Raw genomic sequence first — 16,453 nt, forward strand, 5'->3', positions numbered from 1 at the left:
GTTATATCGTTTTCGTCTCATCCTACTTGGCTTATGATCGATTACTTTTTTTTTAAAAAAAAAAAAACGACAAAGGAGAGAGGAATCGGTGTGTGGAGTGCAGGGTTGTTCTTTCCGGATGGGGAAAAGGGAGGGGCGGCCTCCCCTTTTGTTCAGCGTGAGGCCCGCCGTGGGATGGACCTGGGAGTCACTGCAGCCCTCAGGACTCCTGCGCGGTCCGGTAGTTCGGTTCTCGGCGCCGGCGTTTCGGTTCGACGTCTGTTCTGAGTATAGGCAAGGCTTCCCTAATTAAGCAAGCGCAGCCGCCCGCAGTGCGGGCGCGTGATTCGGCTCTTCGAGCGGACCGGCACCCCTGCGGCCACGAAGGCGTCCAGGATGCCCTGACCTCGGCGCTGCGCGGCGGCCTCGCCCCCACCGGCGAGGATCGGCACGTACGTCGCGGCACCGAGCACGGACTCCCCCACGAGCCCCCAGAATCGGGTCGCGTCGATCGGTGTCAGCCGGGCGATCGCGTCGAACACAGCGTGCAGCGACGTGAGACTGCGATGCACGGTCCAGAGCAGCAGCGCCCGCTCGCACGGCACGGTGACCGTCCGGGGCGCGCCGGCGTAGGAATCGTCCGGGAGGACGCGCATGGTGTCGTCGGCGACACCCGCCCAGTCGATTCCCTCGTCGCTGTCCATGTGGATCCACAGGTTCTCGAGCCCCGGATCCCAGGCCCGGCCCTCCAGCACGACGAGGGCGGTGACACGCCCGACCACCGCGTGGATCAGTGCGGTGGCCACCTGCATGGCGGCGACGTCCGGATCGGGGACGTCCTCGAGCGAGCGCGCCCACATCCGGGACACCCGGTCGCCGTCGAGGTCGTCCGCGAGCGACCACCACCTGCGTTTACCCTCGTCCGCCATCGTCGCGACCGCGTACATGCGCGGATATTCGGCGTTCAGTGCGCGAAGTCGTGTGCAGGACACGTCCAGTGCGGTCGCGGGGGCGGACAGGGTCGAAGTCACCGTGCACTCCAATCGGTCGGGGTGGAACACACCAAACATAGGTGAGCCTAACCAAATATCAAGACTTGACATCGTGTGACATGAGGCACCCCCGCGAACCGCGACGCCCGGGACGCCCCGCCGGATGCGGCAACGGGGATAGGGTTCCGTAACCTAAGTAGTTGAATCAGTGCAGATCCCGTGCACAGGCACACACGTCAGGAGCTTCCCCCGCCAGTGACGACGACGAGACAGTTCGGCAGCGACACCCCGCACCTGCCGACCGACGAGCCCTACGGAAAGCGCGACGTGCCGCGCGGTCCTGCCCCGCTGTACCTCCGGGCACTCGCGGGACTGCTCGACATCGGGATAGTGGCCATCCCGCTCGTTCTCGGGTGGTACATCGTCGACTCCCTCCGCGACGACAACGGCGGCGGGGAGGCCGACCGGGTCGTGTTCGGCGGCGCCGCCGTTGCGATCGCGCTGGGACTCGCCCTGTGGAACCGCGGATTCCGCGAAGGCAACACCGGGCAGAGTTCGGGCAAGGGCTGGGTCGGCCTCGTCACCCGCGACACCCCCACCGGCGACGCGATCGGCCCGAAACGGTCGCTGCAGCGGGCGTTCCGGCGCACCGGCACCGAGGTCGTCCGGGAAAGCACCGCCACCGACGAGGGATTCGCCGTCCGCGAGAAGGACGTCAGCGTCGCCGCGATCCGGCGCCGCCGACTGATCGGGCTGGGCGTCCTCGTGATCCTGCTCGGGCTGGTCCTGCTCGCCAGCGTCGCGGTCGGGGCGCGGCCGCTGTCGTTCGCGGAGATCTTCCACGCCTTGTTCGACCCGGACGGCTCACAGACCGACATTATCGTGCGCACACTCCGCGGCCCCCGCACCGCGCTGGGCCTGGTCGTCGGGATGGCGCTCGGTGTCGCGGGCGCCCTCATCCAGGGGCACACCCGCAACCCGCTCGCCGACGCCGGACTCCTCGGCCTCAACGCCGGTGCCGCGTTCCTCGTCGTGCTGTCGATGTATCTGTTCGGGTTCAGCGCACCCAGCGAATACCTGTGGTTCGCGTTCGCGGGATCCTTCGCGGCGAGCGTGATCGTGTTCGGGCTGTCGTCGATCGGCAACGGGGCAGCAAGCCCACTGAGCCTGGCGCTGGCCGGCGCCGCCGTCGCGTTCTTCCTGCAGGCGATGACCAACGCCATCATCATCGTCGACCAGTCCAGCCTCGACTCCTACCGGTTCTGGGTGGTCGGGTCGGTGGCCGGCCGCGGCTTCGACGTGCTGTGGCAGGTGCTGCCGTTCCTGCTCCTCGGACTGATCCTCGCCCTCGTCAGCACCCCCGGCCTGAACGTCCTCAGCCTCGGCGAGGACGTCGCCCGATCGCTGGGCACCAACATCGCGGCCAGCCGCGCGCTCGGCATCGTCGCGATCACCCTCCTCACCGGTGCGGCCACCGCGGCATGCGGCCCGATCGCGTTCATCGGCCTCGTCGTCCCTCACGTCGCGCGAGCCATCACCGGCCCCGACTACCGGTGGCTGGTCCCCTACGCCGGGCTCCTCGGCGGCGTCATGCTCGTGACCGCCGACGTCATCGGACGTGTCGTGGTCCGGCCGGGTGAGTTGCAGGTGGGAATCGTGCTCGCCGTGTTCGGGGCACCGTTCTTCATCGCGTTGGTTCGGCGCAGAAAGTTGGCAAGCCTGTGAGCACTCGAGACGACGTGCGCCCCGACCTCGGCGCCGCGCCGACGGCCCGGGTACCGGCACGCCCCGCGTTCCGCCTCGGACCGATCTCCCTGGTCCTGCGCCCCCTCGGCATCGCCGTCAACGCCGCTCTGCTGGCGGCCCTGTTCCTGGTGCTGTGCCTCAACATCGGCCGCGGTGACTACCCGCTGTCGATCCCCGAGGTCACGCGGGTGCTGTTCGGCGGCGGCACGAAGGCCCAGAACTTCATCGTCATGGACCTCCGCCTGCCGCGGTCGCTGACCGGGGTGTTCATCGGCATGGCCCTCGGCCTGGCCGGCGCCATCACCCAGTCGATCGCCCGCAACGCCCTCGCCAGCCCCGACATCCTCGGCATCACGTCCGGTGCCAGCGCCGCCGCGGTCGCGCTGATCGTCCTCGGCGGCGGCGGCAGCTTCGTCGGCATCCTCGCCACCCTGGGGATCCCGCTCGCCGCCCTGGTCGGTGGACTCCTCACCGCCCTGGTCATCTACCTGCTCGCGTGGCGCGGCGGGGTGGAGGGGTACCGGCTGATCCTGATCGGCATCGGTGTCAACGCCATGCTCATCGCGGTCACCGGGTGGCTGCTGATCTCGGCGGACATCAACGACGCGTCACGTGCCCAGGTGTGGCTCAACGGTTCCCTCAACGGCGCCTCCTGGAGTCAGGTGTGGCCCGTCACGATCGCGGTCGTCCTCGTCGGCGGCTACGCGGTGATCTCGTCGTTCACGATGGGTGCCTTGCGCCTCGGCGACGACAACGCGGTGTCGCTGGGAGTGCGGCTGCAGTGGTCGCAGGCCCGGCTGCTGCTCATGTCCGTCGCCCTCGCCGGCATCGCGACCGCCGCGGCAGGCCCGGTCGGGTTCGTCGCACTCGCCGCACCGCAGGTGGCGCTGCGGCTGGTGCGGTCCGCCGGTCCGCCGCTCATCGCGTCGGCCCTGACCGGCGCCGTACTCGTGGTCGGCAGCGACGTCGTCGCCCGCACCATCCTGCCCGTCGAACTGCCCGTGGGTATCGTCACCTCGGCACTCGGTGGCCCGTTCCTGCTGTATCTGCTGGTTCGCAACAATCGGAAGGTCTCCGCATGACCGTGCAGACTGACTCTCGACTGATCGCCGACAACCTGAGCCTCGGGTACGGCGACCGGGTCATCGTCGACCACCTGAACCTCGAGGTGCGGACCGGGGTGATCACCACCGTGATCGGGCCGAACGGCTGCGGCAAGTCCACCCTGCTGCGCGCGCTGGGACGACTCCTGAAGCCGCGCAACGGTTCCGTGCTGCTCGACGGCAAGGCCATCGGGTCGATGCGCACCAAGGACGTCGCCCGCACCCTCGGCATGCTCCCACAGGCACCGGTCGCCCCCGAGGGGCTCACCGTCGCCGACCTGGTGGCCCGCGGCAGGCACCCGCACCAGTCGTGGCTGCGGCAGTGGTCCTCCGACGACGAGGGCGAGGTCGCCGAGGCACTCGCCCTGACCGGGGTGTCCGACCTCGCGGACCGCCCCGTCGACCAGCTGTCCGGCGGCCAGCGTCAGCGGGCGTGGATCTCGATGGCCCTCGCGCAGGGAACCGACATCCTGCTGCTCGACGAACCCACCACCTACCTGGACCTGGCGCATTCCGTCGAGGTCCTCGACCTGGTGGACCGGATGCACGAGGAACTGGGCCGCACCGTGGTGATGGTGCTGCACGATCTGAACCTCGCGATCCGATACAGCGACCAGCTGATCGTCATGCGGGACGGCACAATCGTCGCGTCCGGCGCGCCGAAGGACATCATCTCCGCCGAACTGCTTCTGGAGGTGTTCGGTCTGGAGGCCGCGGTCATCGCGGACCCGGTGTCCGACCGCCCGCTGGTGGTGCCGATCGGCACCCGCCACGTGTACGGCGCGATCGGCGGGCCGGACACGAAATAGCGGCCGTCAGCGCCGTCCGCCGATCATCGTCCGCACCAGCCGGTAACTCTGCCCCAGCGACACCGTCGGCAGGTACGCCCTGCCGACGGCGTTGCCGATGCTGGGGAGCGCGGCCGGGTCGGCGAACGTCATGTGCATGGCCACGTACCGGGGCTGGAACTTCGACTTGAACGCCAGCAGCGACCGGAACCCGTACACCGGTTCCAGGGTGCGGCCGAGCAGATCGAGCACGCTGTCCATCACCGCCGACAGGCTCGACGACTCCGACCGTTCCCGCTCGTCGGCGTCGCCGTCCGGTTGCTCGACCTTCGCGAGCGGGGCGCCGGACAGGCTGAGGAACTGGGCGCCCTCCTCCTCCAGCTTCAGTGCCGCGGACGCGATGAGGAACTCCATCGCCGGCCGGAATCCTTCCGCCCGGCGCCGCATGAAATCGAGGGTCCAGCCGACCACCCGCCCGTCCTGGTACACCGGCAGCCAGGATGTGATGCCGTGGACGGTGCGGTCCTCGTCGACGGCGATGAGGCAGCGCACCTCCGGGTCGTCGACCTCGTCGAGTCCGCCGAGTGTGAAACCCATTTCGGGCATGCCCTTGTCGGCCACCCATTCCTCGGAGATCGCGGTGATCTGGTCGGTGATCGCGCGGGGGGCGCTGGGGAAGCTGACCCATTCGGCGGTGATCCCCGATTTCTTCGCCTTGTTCAGGGCGGTGCGGACGTCCTGGAACCGCTTGCCGGTGAACGCGATCTGCCCCAGATCCAGCACCGTCTCCTCCGCTACCTGGATTCCGCTCCAGCCGAGGGCGTCGGTGATGTCGCGGACCTCACCGGTCACCGAGTAGAAGCACGGGATCCAGCCGTTGGCGGCGGCGAACTCGGCGAAGTGTTCGACGGTGTCCCGCAACCGGTCCGGTGGGCCGACGGGGTCGCCGGTGGTCAGCGCGACACCGGCGATGACCCGGTACGCGACGTAGCTGGTGCCGTCGGCGGAGAACCAGTAGTTGTTGCCGCGCCACGTCGTCATCCAGGACAGCGGGCTCCCGCTCCCCGACTTCAGGAGGGCCCGGGCGCGTTCGGTGGACTTCGAGTCCGAGCCGATGGCGGGGCTGAGGAACGTCGCGGCGACCAGCGCGCAGAGGGCGACCCAGAACACCACCCCGGTCCACTCGTACAGCAGCGTCGCGGGGATGCTCTCCGGCAGCAGCCGCGGGTCGAGCCACTGCAGGTACACGGGCGGGATCAGCCGTTCCGGGAAGTCGGCCAGCAGCGTCGTCATGCCCGGCCGGGGGTCGAACCCGTGCCGCGCCCACAGTCCGCCCAGGACGTAGAGGACGGCGAGCCCGGCGACGAGCGCCACCAGGACACCGGCCAGCCGCCGGTACGTCCCGGCCGGGGCGGAGACGTCGAAGAACCGCCGGGTCGCGAGCAGCACGATCAGGATCGCGAGCGGAGTCAGGAACGGCACCAGCGTCCGGTACAGGTTCGGGTCGGCGAGACCGTAGAACAGGGAGTCCTCGTCGAGGGAGTCGACGAACCGGACCGCGAAGTTCAGCAGCGACAGCACCAGCAGGATCACCTGGGCGATCACCGACGCCACCCACGCGAAGCGACGGCCCCGTCGGAGGCCGTCGCTGAGGGTGAGCAGGAACAGGGACGGCATCAGACTGAGCAGGGTCGGCCCGACCCCGGACAGGCGCAGTTCGAGCAGCCCGCGCCGGCATTCGGGGTCCGCCGCCGACACCTCGCACAGGTCGCGGACCTCGCCCGCCGTATAGGGCACGCCGCGGAACAGGTCGCGCAGCACGGCGAGCGGCCCGACCGCCTCCGCGGACAGCGCGGCGATCATCGGTCCGATCGCGCTGGCCGCCACCACGATCGCGACGAGCACCCGGCCCTCCCGCTGGGTACCCGCGATCCGCTCGCCGCGCGCGGAGCGGCCCACGATCCAGCGGCCGATCACCAGCCCCACCACGGCCGCGGCCAGCCGCACCACGTCCTGCAGCGAACCGCTGAACAGCGCCAGGGTGATCGTGAACACGAGGACACCGACGCGGATCCGCCGCCGCCACAGCGTGCCCATGTTGGAACTGGCCACCATCGCGACGCCGACGATCCAGGTGCTCGGACCGACGGCCATCCCCACGTGCAGCCGGAAACCCCAGTTCGCGTCGACGACCTTCGCGACCGCGGCCACCGACAGCGCCAGCAACCCGCCGAGCACCTGGGTGGCGACCGCGGCCAGGGTGAACCGCGCCGACCCCATCCGGCGTTCCAGCGGTGCGGCCACCACCAGGAGCAGCACGGTCGTCGACAGGTACGCCAGGACGTCGTCGCCCCACAGCCCGGCGGTGAGCAGCGTCCACACCCAGCCGTTCTGGAACGCCCGGATCCCGATCGCGACGTGCTGGGACAGATCGTGGGACGGGCCGCTGATCACGCTGGACGTGGCGATCGCCAGGATCCCGATCACCACCAGCAGCGCGATGCTGACCGGCGCGCCCCGCACCCCGCCCCAGACCCGTTCCGCGGCCCGCCCCGTCTGACCCCTGACCCTCGCTGCCGTACCGTGTCCGGTTGCCGCGCTGTCGTCGGTCTTCATCCGCCAGGTCCCCACTCTCCGCGATGTCGAGAACGAAAGCTTGCCCGGCGGGTCGGCCGCTAGCCAACCCGACCGTAATCCACCCGTTCGGACTATGGCCAATACCACACGCCGTGACGCAGTTTTACTACTACCAGTAGTACGTATCTGCGTCGTCGTATCCGTAGAATCGGATTATGGCTGGACTCGGCGAACTCGAACGCGCAGTGATGGATCACCTGTGGTCCACTTCGGAACCGCAGACGGTACGGCAGGTGCACGAGGCACTGGCGGCACGCCGTGAACTCGCGTACACCACTGTCATGACGGTGCTCCAGCGACTGGCGAAGAAGCACCTCGTCATCCAGCAGCGCGACGACCGCGCCCACCGGTACCTGCCGGTGCACCAGCGTGAGGAACTCGTCGCGAGCCTCATGGTGGACGCCCTGCAGCAGGCCGACAAGTCCGGCAGCCGGGCCGCCGCACTCGTCCACTTCGTCGGCCAGGTCGGCGCCGACGAGGCCGACGCGCTCCGCGAGGCCCTCGCCGCGCTCGAGGCCAAGGAACGCACCACAGGAGACAATCAGTCGGGAACCGTTCGCGCCGGCTGACGTTCGTCATGCATGATGAGTAGGACATGGACGCCACCACCGCGCTGGTCTTCGGAGTACTCGCACTTCTTCTCGCAGGGCCTGTCCCTGCGCTGCTGAGTCGCGCCCGATGGCCGCATCACGCCCCCCGCGCAGCACTCGTGCTGTGGCAGGCGATCGCCCTCGCCGCGGTACTGTCCGCGTTCAGTTCGGGACTCGCGATCGCCAGCCAGCTCCTCGTCCCCGGACCGGACGGCCGCCCCACCACCGCACCGGTCGCCGAGATCGACGCCCTCGGCCTGCCCCTGTGGCTGCTGTACGTGGTGGTGTTCGCGCTCACCCTCCTCGTCGGGGCCAAACTGATCTTCGCGATCGTGCAGGTCGGTGTCCGAACCCGGCGCCGGCGCGCCCGGCACCGCATGCTCGTCGACCTCCTCGACCGCTGCGACTCGACGTCCCCCCTCGCCCGCACCCCCGACCTGCGGGTCCTCGACGTCACCGAGCCCATCGCCTACTGCCTACCCGGGCTGCGGCAGCGGGTGGTGCTGAGCCAGGGCACGTTCACCAACCTCGACGACGCCGAGATCACCGCGATCCTCACCCACGAGCGGTCCCACCTGCGGGCCCGGCACGACCTCGTGCTCGAGGCCTTCACCGCCGTCAACGCCGCCTTCCCCACCGTGGTGCGCAGCAAGTCCGCGCTGGGATCGGTGCAACTGCTGGTGGAGATGCTCGCCGACGACTCCGCCGTCCGCGCCACCGGGCCGACCGCCCTGGCCCGCGCACTCGTCGCCTGCTCGGGGTCGATCGCCCCGAAGGGCGCCATGGCCGCCGGCGGTCCCAGCACCCTGCTGCGGGTGCAGCGCCTGGCGTCCACCGAACAGGGCACCCGGGTCGCGCTCGCCGCCTACGCGGCGTCCCTGGCCATCCTCGTGGTGCCGACCATCGCCGTCGCCGTCCCCTGGCTCACCGAACTGAGCCGGTTGTTCAGCGCCGTATAGTCGCCCACCTCACACTCCGCCGGGTTCGATAACCGGGTGCCCCGTCGCGTACACTGGTCGGCGGTCGCCACTGCGGCCCATCAACACTGAAACGGCACACAGCCCAATTCCCCGCACTTCCGCGAATGGATTGACCAGGTGACATGTGCCCTGGCTCGTCCCTTTGTGCGTGCTGCATGACAGCCCCCGCTCCGCGACGCGCCCTATGCCCGGAGAGGTACCCGCGTGACCAACGCTGTCCAGACGACGTCTGCCCCACTCGAGCAGGCCGAGACCGACACCCCTGACCAGAACGCCACCGAGGCCGACACGGCCACCGTGACGTTCGCCGAGATCGGCCTGCCCGCACCCCTGGTGCAGGCCCTCGCCCGCAACTCCATCACCGTCCCGTCGCCGATCCAGGCGCTGTCCGTCCCGGACGCGCTGGCCGGCACCAACGTCCTCGGCCGCGCACAGACCGGATCGGGCAAGACCCTCGCGTTCGGCCTGCCGATGCTCGCCCGCCTCGCCCGCCACGAGGACCGGCCCGCCCCCAAGCGGCCCCGCGCACTGGTGCTGGTCCCCACCCGGGAACTCGCATTCCAGGTCGTCGACTCCCTCAACTCGTACGCCGGTGCGATGGGACTGACCGTCCGCCCCGCCGTCGGCGGTACCCCGTTCACCAAGCAGGTCGACCAGCTGCGCCGCGGCGTCGACATCCTCGTCGCCACCCCCGGCCGCCTCGGCGACCACCTCCGTCAGGGCACCTGCATCCTCGACTCCGTCGAGATCACCGCCCTCGACGAGGCCGACCAGATGGCCGACATGGGCTTCCTGCCCGAGGTCCGGTCCATCCTCGGCGAGACCCCGGCCGACGGCCAGCGTCTCCTGTTCTCCGCCACCCTCGACCGTGAGGTGCAGTCGCTGGTCCGCCAGTTCCTGCCCGACCACGTGCAGCACTCCACCGAGGACGGTCGCGCCAGCGTCGACACGATGGAGCACTACGTGCTGCTCGTCGACCGCGGCCAGAAGGACAACGTGCTCGCCGAAATCGGTGCCCGCGAAGGTCGCACGATCATGTTCGCCCGCACCAAACTCGGCTGCGAGGGCATCACCGACCGCCTCCGCGCGGTGGGCATCGCCGCCGAGGCCCTGCACGGCGGCAAGGCGCAGAACCAGCGCACCCGGGTCCTCGAACGCTTCAAGAACGGCCGCACCCCGGTGCTCGTCGCCACCGACGTCGCCGCCCGCGGCATCCACGTCGACGGCATCGACCTGGTCGTGCACGTCGATCCGCCCGCCGACCACAAGGACTACCTGCACCGCGCGGGCCGGACCGCCCGCGCAGGCGAGAAGGGCACCGTCGTCGCGATCGTGCTCCCCAACCAGAAGCGCACGTTCCGCCGCCTGACCGGCATGGCGGGCGTCGACGCCACCGCCGTGCCCGTCACCCCCGGCTCGGAGAAGCTGGCCAGCATCACCGGCGCCAAGGCGCCCAGCGGAGAACCGGTGCGCGACACCTACTCCCGCGGCGAGCGCGGCGGCGACCGCAAGTTCGGTGACCGCGGACCCCGCCGCGAAGGCGGATACGCCGGACGCGACGGCGGCGGGTACCGCGGCAACCGCGGCTTCGACGGTCGCGGCTCCTCCGACCGGGGCGGCCCGCGCCGCGACGCCGGTGACCGCGGTGAGCGCAGCTACGGCGACCGGCCGTCGGGTGGTCGCAGCTTCGAGGGCCGTGGTGGTTACGAAGGGCGTGGCAACGAGGGCCGGGGTTACGAAAACCGCGGCCCGCGCCGCGAGCAGTCCGACAACCGGTCCGGCGGCTACCGCGGCGACCGCCCCCAGCGTGACGGCGACACCCGCGGTGGGTACCGCGGCGACCGCGACAACCGGTCGTTCTCCGATCGGGCTCCGCGCCGCGACTTCGGGGACAGCGCACCCCGGCGCGACTACGGGGACCGCGGCGACAGCCACCGTGGATCCGGCGAGCGCAGCTTCGACCGCAGCGCTCCGCGCCGCGACTTCGGCGACAACCGCGGCGCCGCAGGCGGGTTCCGCCGCGACGACCGGCGGGACGACCGTCGGGACGATCGGCGCCCCGCGGCCACGTCGGAGCGGCGTCCCGCGCCGACCGGCGGCGGGTTCCGCAGCCGCACCGACCGTCGCTCGTACGACGGCTTCGACGGCCCGCGCCGTGAGCGCCGCAGCTGATCGAACAGTGCCGTGACACGAAGGCCGGCCGTCGCACATGCGACGGCCGGCCTTCGTGTGTTTGGCTTAGCCGGTCGAGCTTTTCGTAGCCGCCGATTTCACTACCGCCGAGCGAGAGGGAATGCTGTATCCATGACTATCGACAACACTGAGGGTGCCCGCGCGCAGATCGGCGTCACGGGACTGGCCGTCATGGGCTCGAACATCGCCCGCAACTTCGCCCGGCACGGTCACACGGTCGCGCTGCACAACCGCAGCATCGCCAAGACCGACGCCCTCATCCAGGAGCACGGCGGCGAGGGCGACTTCGTCCGCACGGAAACCATCGAGGAGTTCGTGGCTGCGCTGCAGAAGCCGCGCCGCGTGCTGATCATGGTCAAGGCCGGCGACCCCACCGACGCCGTCATCGAGGAACTCGCCTCGGCGATGGAGCCCGGTGACATCATCATCGACGGCGGCAACGCCCTGTACACGGACACGATCCGCCGCGAGGCCTCCCTCCGGGACCGTGGCCTGCACTTCGTCGGCGCCGGCATCTCCGGCGGCGAGGAGGGCGCACTGAACGGCCCGTCGATCATGCCGGGCGGACCGAAGGAGTCCTACCAGGCGCTGGGCCCGCTGCTCGAGTCGATCGCCGCCCAGGTCGACGGCACCCCCTGCTGCACGCACATCGGCCCCGACGGGTCCGGGCACTTCGTGAAGATGGTCCACAACGGCATCGAGTACGCCGACATGCAGCTGATCGGCGAGGCGTACAACCTGTTCCGTGACGCCCTCGGCTACGACGCCGACCAGGTCGCCGACGTGTTCACCGAATGGAACGCGGGCGACCTCGAGAGCTACCTCGTCGAGATCACCGCGGAGGTGCTGCGGCAGAAGGACGCGAAGACCGGTAAGGCCCTCGTCGACGTGATCGTCGACGCCGCCGAGCAGAAGGGCACCGGCCGCTGGACCGTCAAGTCCGCCCTCGACCTCGGTGTCCCCGTCACCGGCATCGCCGAGGCCGTGTTCGCCCGCGCCCTGTCCGGTGCCCGCGACCAGCGCAAGGCCGCGGTCGGTCTCGCCTCCGGCCGGCTGGCCGACAAGCCCGCCGACGCCGCACAGTTCACCGAGGACATCCGGCAGGCCCTGTACGCGTCGAAGGTCGTGGCCTACGCGCAGGGATTCGACCAGATCGCGGCGGGCAGCGCCGAATACGACTGGGACCTGCACCCCGCCGACCTGGCGACGATCTGGCGTGGCGGCTGCATCATCCGCGCCCGGTTCCTCAACCGCATCAAGGACGCGTACGACGAGAACCCGAAACTGCCGAGCCTGATCCTGGCCCCGTACTTCCGGGACGCCATCGAGACGGCCATCGACAGCTGGCGCCGCGTGGTGTCCACCGCCACCCTGCTGGGGATCCCGGTGCCGGCGTTCGCGTCGTCGCTGTCCTACTACGACGCCCTGCGCGCCGAGCGGCTGCCCGCCGCCCTGACGCAGGGGCAGCGGGACTTCTTCGGCGCCCACACCTACGAGCGGGTCGACGCCGAGGGCAAGTTCCACACCCTCTGGAGCGGTGACCGCAGCGAAGTGCAGGCCTGACCCTCCCCGATCGACCGTCCCCGGCCGTGGCGTACCGCAGGTACGTAACGGCCGGGCCGCGCCGTGGGCAGACCACGGCCGAGCGGTCGGGTGCCCCGCCGCGGAGGCGGTAGCCTTCTGGATATGCCCGAAGACGAGTTCGCCTCGCCCGCACCGGTGGGTGAGACGTTCCTCGCGCTCGGTCTCCCCGCGGTGATGACCCACGCCCTCGCCCGCGGCGGCATCGCCGCACCGTTCCCGATCCAGGCGGCCACCATTCCCGACGTCCTCGAGGGCCGGGACGTGCTGGGCCGGGCGCCGACCGGGTCCGGGAAGACCCTCGCGTTCGGGTTGCCGATGCTCGTGCGCCTCAAGGGCGCCGCCGGCAGGCGTGGGTACCCGCGCGGCGTCGTGCTGGTGCCCACCCGCGAACTGGCGCTGCAGATCGAACGCGCACTGGACGAGCCGGCCCTGTCGGTGGGGTTGCGGGTGGCGAACGTCGTCGGCGGGGTTCCGATCAAACGGCAGGTCGAGACGCTGTCGCGGGGTGTCGACCTGCTGATCGCGACGCCGGGTCGCCTCGCCGACCACCTGGCGCAGGGCTCGGTGTCCCTGGACGACGTGACGGTGCTGGCACTCGACGAGGCCGACCACATGGCCGACCTGGGGTTCCTGCCGCAGGTCACGGCGATCCTCGACAAGACCCCTGCCGGGGGGCAGCGGCTGCTGTTCTCGGCGACCCTGGACGGGGAGGTCGACACCCTCGTCCGCCGGTACCTGCACGACCCGGTGACGCATTCGACTGCGCCGGCCGCGGCGGCGGTGCCGACGATGCGGCACCACCTGCTGTACGTCGACCGGCAGGACAAGTATTCCGTTGTGGCACATATCGGTTCACGACCGGGCCGGACGTTGATGTTCGTGCGCACCAAATACGGCGTGGACCGGGTGGCGCAGGAACTGCACGCCGCCGGCGTCGCGGCCGGCGCCCTGCACGGCGGAAAGGCCCAGAACAACCGCACCCGCACCCTGGCCTCGTTCGCCGACGGCACCACCCCGGTCCTGGTGGCCACCGACGTGGCGGCCCGCGGCATCCACGTGGACGGCATCACGCTCGTCGTGCACGTCGATCCGCCCACCGAGGCCAAGGACTACCTGCACCGGGCGGGACGCACCGCCCGCGCGGGCGAGTCCGGCGTCGTGGTCACCCTCGTCACCGAGGACGAGCGGGACGCGGTCGAGAAGCTGACCCGCAAGGCCGGTCTCGACATCACCGGCACCCCGGTGCGGCCGGGTGACCGGGTGCTGGCAGAGCTCACCGGGGCCCGCCGCCCCACCGGCAAGGCGGTCGCCGCACCGGACACCCGGGCGCCCGCGCAGGACACCCCGAGGAAGGGCAGGCAGGCGCACGACCCCGCGGGTCGCGCCGCCCGCCGCGGCAGGCCCGGCGACAGCGGGGCGGCCCGGTCAGGTGCACGCCGCGGCCGGAAACCCGGACCTGCGTCAACTCCCCACGGACACCGCAACCGCGGGGCACACTGAGAGGCATGTCCCTGCCGTTCGCGTCGGTCGTGTGCGCGCTGATCGCGGCGCTGTTGTTCGCGTGCGCGTCGGTCGCGCAGCAGAGTGCGGCGTCCGAGGTCCCCGAGGACGCCGCGTTCCTGTCCACCCTGCTGCGCAGTCCCCGCTGGTGGGCCGGCATCTTCGGCGACGGCGGCGGCTACGTGATGCAGGCGGTGGCGCTGGCGCTGGGGTCGGTTCTCGTGGTGCAGCCGCTGCTCGTCACCGCGCTGCTGTTCGCGTTGCCGCTGTCGGCGAAATTCTCCGGGTACCGGCTCAGCCGCACCACCTGGGCGCTCGCCGTCGCGCTGGCCGTCGCGCTCGCGATCTTCCTGGTGATCGGCGACCCGACCGAGGGCAACATCGACGCCCCGTTCCGGGAATGGGTGGTGCCCCTCGGCATCCTGCTCGCCGTGGTGGCGGTCGCGGCCGCGGCGGGAATGACGAAGATCGACCCCGGGTGGCGGGCCCTGCTGCTCGGCGGGGCGGGCGGCATCCTGTACGGGGTGGCCGTCGCGTTCACCAAGTACGTTGTCGAACTCGTCCCCCGCGGGTTGTGGGCGGTGCTGAGCAGCTGGCAGGCGTGGGCGCTGGTCGCCGCCGGGCTGGCCGGGGTGTACCTGCAGCAACGCGGCTTCCAGGTGGGGCCGCTGTCCGCGTCGCTGCCCGCGCTGACCATCGCCGAACCGCTCGCCGCCGTGTTCCTCGGCATGACCGTCCTCGACGAACGCCTGCGGGTCGAAGGCCCCGGACTCGTGGTGGTCGGCTGCTCGGTCGCCGTGATGCTGGTGGCCACGATCGGACTGTCCAGGTCGCAGGCCCAGCGGACATCCGACACCACCGCAATTTCCCCGGTATCGTCCTGAAATGTGCAGTTCCTCGACGGGCATCGCCCTCCCTATGACCTGACGTACGACGACGTGTTCCTGGTGCCGAACCGCACCGAGGTCACGTCGCGATTCGACGTCGACCTGGCAACCGCGGACGGTTCGGGCACCACCATCCCGATCGTCGTCGCCAACATGACGGCGGTGTCCGGGCGCCGCATGGCCGAAACCGTCGCCCGCCGTGGCGGTCTGGTGGTCCTCCCGCAGGACCTTCCCGCCCGCGCCGTCGCGGAGACCGTGTCCTTCGTCAAGAGCAGGCACCTGGTCGCCGACACCCCGGTCACCCTCGGCCCCGACGCGGCCGTGTCCGACGCGCTGGCGCTGCTGCCGAAGCGAGCGCACGGCGCCGTCGTCGTCGTCGAGGACGGCCGCCCCGTCGGTGTCGTCACCGAAGCCTCCTGCGCGGACGTCGACCGGTTCGCGCGACTGCGCGCGGTGGCGCTCACCGACTTCGTCACCGCCCCCGTCTCCGCGTCGCCGCGCGAGGTGTTCGAACTCCTCGACGGCACGCACGACGCCCTCGCGGTGATCGTGCACCCGGACGGCACCCTCGCCGGCGTCCTCACCCGCACCGGCGCCATCCGGGACGGCATCTACCAGCCCGCCGTCGACGGCAACGGGAAGCTGCGGGTGGCCGCGGCCGTCGGCGTCAACGGCGACGTCGCCGCGAAGGCGCGCGCCCTCGTCGACGCCGGGGCCGACCTGCTGGTCGTCGACACCGCCCACGGTCACCAGCAGAAGATGATCGACGTCCTCGGCGCACTGAAGAAGGCCGATCTCGGGGTGCCGCTGGTCGCAGGCAACGTCGTGTCCGCCGCCGGCACCCGGGACCTGATCGACGCAGGCGCCGACATCGTGAAGGTCGGGGTCGGGCCGGGCGCGATGTGCACCACCCGCATGATGACCGGGGTGGGCAGGCCGCAGTTCTCCGCCGTCGAGGAATGCGCCGCGCAGGCCCGCGCGATGGGTGCGCACGTGTGGGCGGACGGAGGCGTCCGTCACCCCCGCGACGTGGCGCTCGCCCTGGCCGCGGGCGCGTCGAACGTGATGATCGGGTCGTGGTTTGCCGGCACCTACGAGTCGCCCGGCGACCTGCGCGTGGACCAGTCCGGCAACGCGTACAAGGAGAGCTTCGGGATGGCCTCCAAGCGTGCGGTCGCGGCGCGGACCGCCACCGACACCGCGTTCGACCGGGCCCGGAAAGGGCTGTTCGAGGAGGGTATTTCGAGTTCCCGGATGCGCCTGGACCCGGAACGTCCCGGCGTCGAGGACCTCATCGACCACATCTGTTCCGGGGTGCGCAGCACCTGCACGTACGCGGGCGCGCGGACGCTGGCGGAACTGCACGAGCGGGCCGTTCTCGGTGTGCAGTCCGCCGCCGGGTTCGCCGAGGGCCGCCCGCTGCCTTCCGGCTGGTGACGACTGCATCCTGAAGTGCTGGTGGGTGTCCTGTTCC

Annotated in this window: 12 protein-coding genes; 10 read left to right on the top strand and 2 right to left on the bottom strand. The window is 70.7% G+C overall.

Annotated features, from left to right (window positions below; translation table 11 throughout):
- Nucleotides 1–284: 284 nt before the first annotated feature.
- Nucleotides 285–1,049 carry a hypothetical protein gene (locus MLGJGCBP_RS30155; protein WP_160100222.1) on the bottom strand — a complete coding sequence of 255 codons (765 nt, stop codon included), beginning with the start codon at nt 1,047–1,049 and terminating at the stop codon, nt 285–287.
- Between the two features lie 177 nt (nt 1,050–1,226).
- Between MLGJGCBP_RS30155 and MLGJGCBP_RS30160 the strand changes: the two genes are divergently transcribed.
- Genes MLGJGCBP_RS30160 through MLGJGCBP_RS30170 form a run of 3 tightly spaced genes read left to right on the top strand, consistent with a single transcriptional unit; the run spans nt 1,227 to nt 4,629 of the window.
- A complete protein-coding gene (locus tag MLGJGCBP_RS30160; protein ID WP_160100224.1) occupies nt 1,227–2,696 on the top strand; it encodes a FecCD family ABC transporter permease in 1,470 nt (489 codons plus the stop codon).
- Nucleotides 2,693–3,799, top strand: a complete 1,107-nt coding sequence (locus tag MLGJGCBP_RS30165; protein ID WP_160100226.1) for a FecCD family ABC transporter permease — start codon at nt 2,693–2,695, stop codon at nt 3,797–3,799. Before MLGJGCBP_RS30160 ends, MLGJGCBP_RS30165 begins: the two co-directional genes overlap by 4 nt.
- Complete coding sequence (locus MLGJGCBP_RS30170) at nt 3,796–4,629, top strand: ABC transporter ATP-binding protein (protein WP_087561302.1); 834 nt, start codon at nt 3,796–3,798, stop codon at nt 4,627–4,629. Before MLGJGCBP_RS30165 ends, MLGJGCBP_RS30170 begins: the two co-directional genes overlap by 4 nt.
- Nucleotides 4,630–4,635: 6 nt before the next feature.
- Here the strand turns inward: MLGJGCBP_RS30170 and MLGJGCBP_RS30175 are convergent, their stop codons facing one another.
- Nucleotides 4,636–7,224 carry a rhomboid family intramembrane serine protease gene (locus MLGJGCBP_RS30175; RefSeq protein ID WP_160100228.1) on the bottom strand — a complete coding sequence of 863 codons (2,589 nt, stop codon included), beginning with the start codon at nt 7,222–7,224 and terminating at the stop codon, nt 4,636–4,638.
- 176 nt (nt 7,225–7,400) lie between these two features.
- On the opposite strand from MLGJGCBP_RS30175, the gene MLGJGCBP_RS30180 reads away from it, so the two are divergent.
- The 7 genes from MLGJGCBP_RS30180 (at nt 7,401) to MLGJGCBP_RS30210 (ending at nt 16,416) form a co-directional block, all read left to right on the top strand.
- Entirely contained in the window at nt 7,401–7,814 is a 414-nt protein-coding gene (locus tag MLGJGCBP_RS30180; protein WP_015890703.1) for a BlaI/MecI/CopY family transcriptional regulator, read from the top strand.
- 26 nt (nt 7,815–7,840) lie between these two features.
- Nucleotides 7,841–8,794, top strand: coding sequence for a M56 family metallopeptidase (locus MLGJGCBP_RS30185; protein ID WP_087561300.1), 954 nt, complete (start codon nt 7,841–7,843; stop codon nt 8,792–8,794).
- A gap of 225 nt (nt 8,795–9,019) precedes the next feature.
- Nucleotides 9,020–10,987, top strand: coding sequence for a DEAD/DEAH box helicase (locus MLGJGCBP_RS30190; protein WP_160100230.1), 1,968 nt, complete (start codon nt 9,020–9,022; stop codon nt 10,985–10,987).
- A gap of 132 nt (nt 10,988–11,119) precedes the next feature.
- A complete protein-coding gene (gene gndA, locus MLGJGCBP_RS30195; protein ID WP_160100232.1) occupies nt 11,120–12,571 on the top strand; it encodes an NADP-dependent phosphogluconate dehydrogenase in 1,452 nt (483 codons plus the stop codon).
- Between the two features lie 123 nt (nt 12,572–12,694).
- Entirely contained in the window at nt 12,695–14,092 is a 1,398-nt protein-coding gene (locus tag MLGJGCBP_RS30200) for a DEAD/DEAH box helicase (protein ID WP_087561297.1), read from the top strand.
- Between the two features lie 5 nt (nt 14,093–14,097).
- On the top strand, nt 14,098–14,976 hold the full coding sequence (locus MLGJGCBP_RS30205; protein ID WP_160100234.1) for a DMT family transporter: 879 nt from the start codon (nt 14,098–14,100) through the stop codon (nt 14,974–14,976).
- Between the two features lie 3 nt (nt 14,977–14,979).
- Nucleotides 14,980–16,416: a GuaB1 family IMP dehydrogenase-related protein gene (locus tag MLGJGCBP_RS30210; RefSeq protein ID WP_160100236.1), complete on the top strand. Its 1,437-nt coding sequence runs from the start codon at nt 14,980–14,982 to the stop codon at nt 16,414–16,416.
- Nucleotides 16,417–16,453: the final 37 nt, after the last annotated feature.

The sequence above is a fragment of the Rhodococcus sp. T7 genome (assembly GCF_009872365.1).
Classification (GTDB): Bacteria; Actinomycetota; Actinomycetes; order Mycobacteriales; family Mycobacteriaceae; genus Rhodococcus_F.

Bases quoted from the DNA above. Each gene is read 5' to 3' on its own strand.
- MLGJGCBP_RS30155 (WP_160100222.1), bottom strand. From the start codon at position 1,049: ATGTTTGGTGTGTTCCACCCCGACCGATTGGAGTGCACGGTGACTTCG.
- MLGJGCBP_RS30170 (WP_087561302.1), top strand. From the start codon at position 3,796: ATGACCGTGCAGACTGACTCTCGACTGATCGCCGACAACCTGAGCCTC.
- MLGJGCBP_RS30175 (WP_160100228.1), bottom strand. From the start codon at position 7,224: ATGAAGACCGACGACAGCGCGGCAACCGGACACGGTACGGCAGCGAGG.
- MLGJGCBP_RS30180 (WP_015890703.1), top strand. From the start codon at position 7,401: ATGGCTGGACTCGGCGAACTCGAACGCGCAGTGATGGATCACCTGTGG.
- MLGJGCBP_RS30185 (WP_087561300.1), top strand. From the start codon at position 7,841: ATGGACGCCACCACCGCGCTGGTCTTCGGAGTACTCGCACTTCTTCTC.
- gndA (WP_160100232.1), top strand. From the start codon at position 11,120: ATGACTATCGACAACACTGAGGGTGCCCGCGCGCAGATCGGCGTCACG.
- MLGJGCBP_RS30200 (WP_087561297.1), top strand. From the start codon at position 12,695: ATGCCCGAAGACGAGTTCGCCTCGCCCGCACCGGTGGGTGAGACGTTC.
- MLGJGCBP_RS30205 (WP_160100234.1), top strand. From the start codon at position 14,098: ATGTCCCTGCCGTTCGCGTCGGTCGTGTGCGCGCTGATCGCGGCGCTG.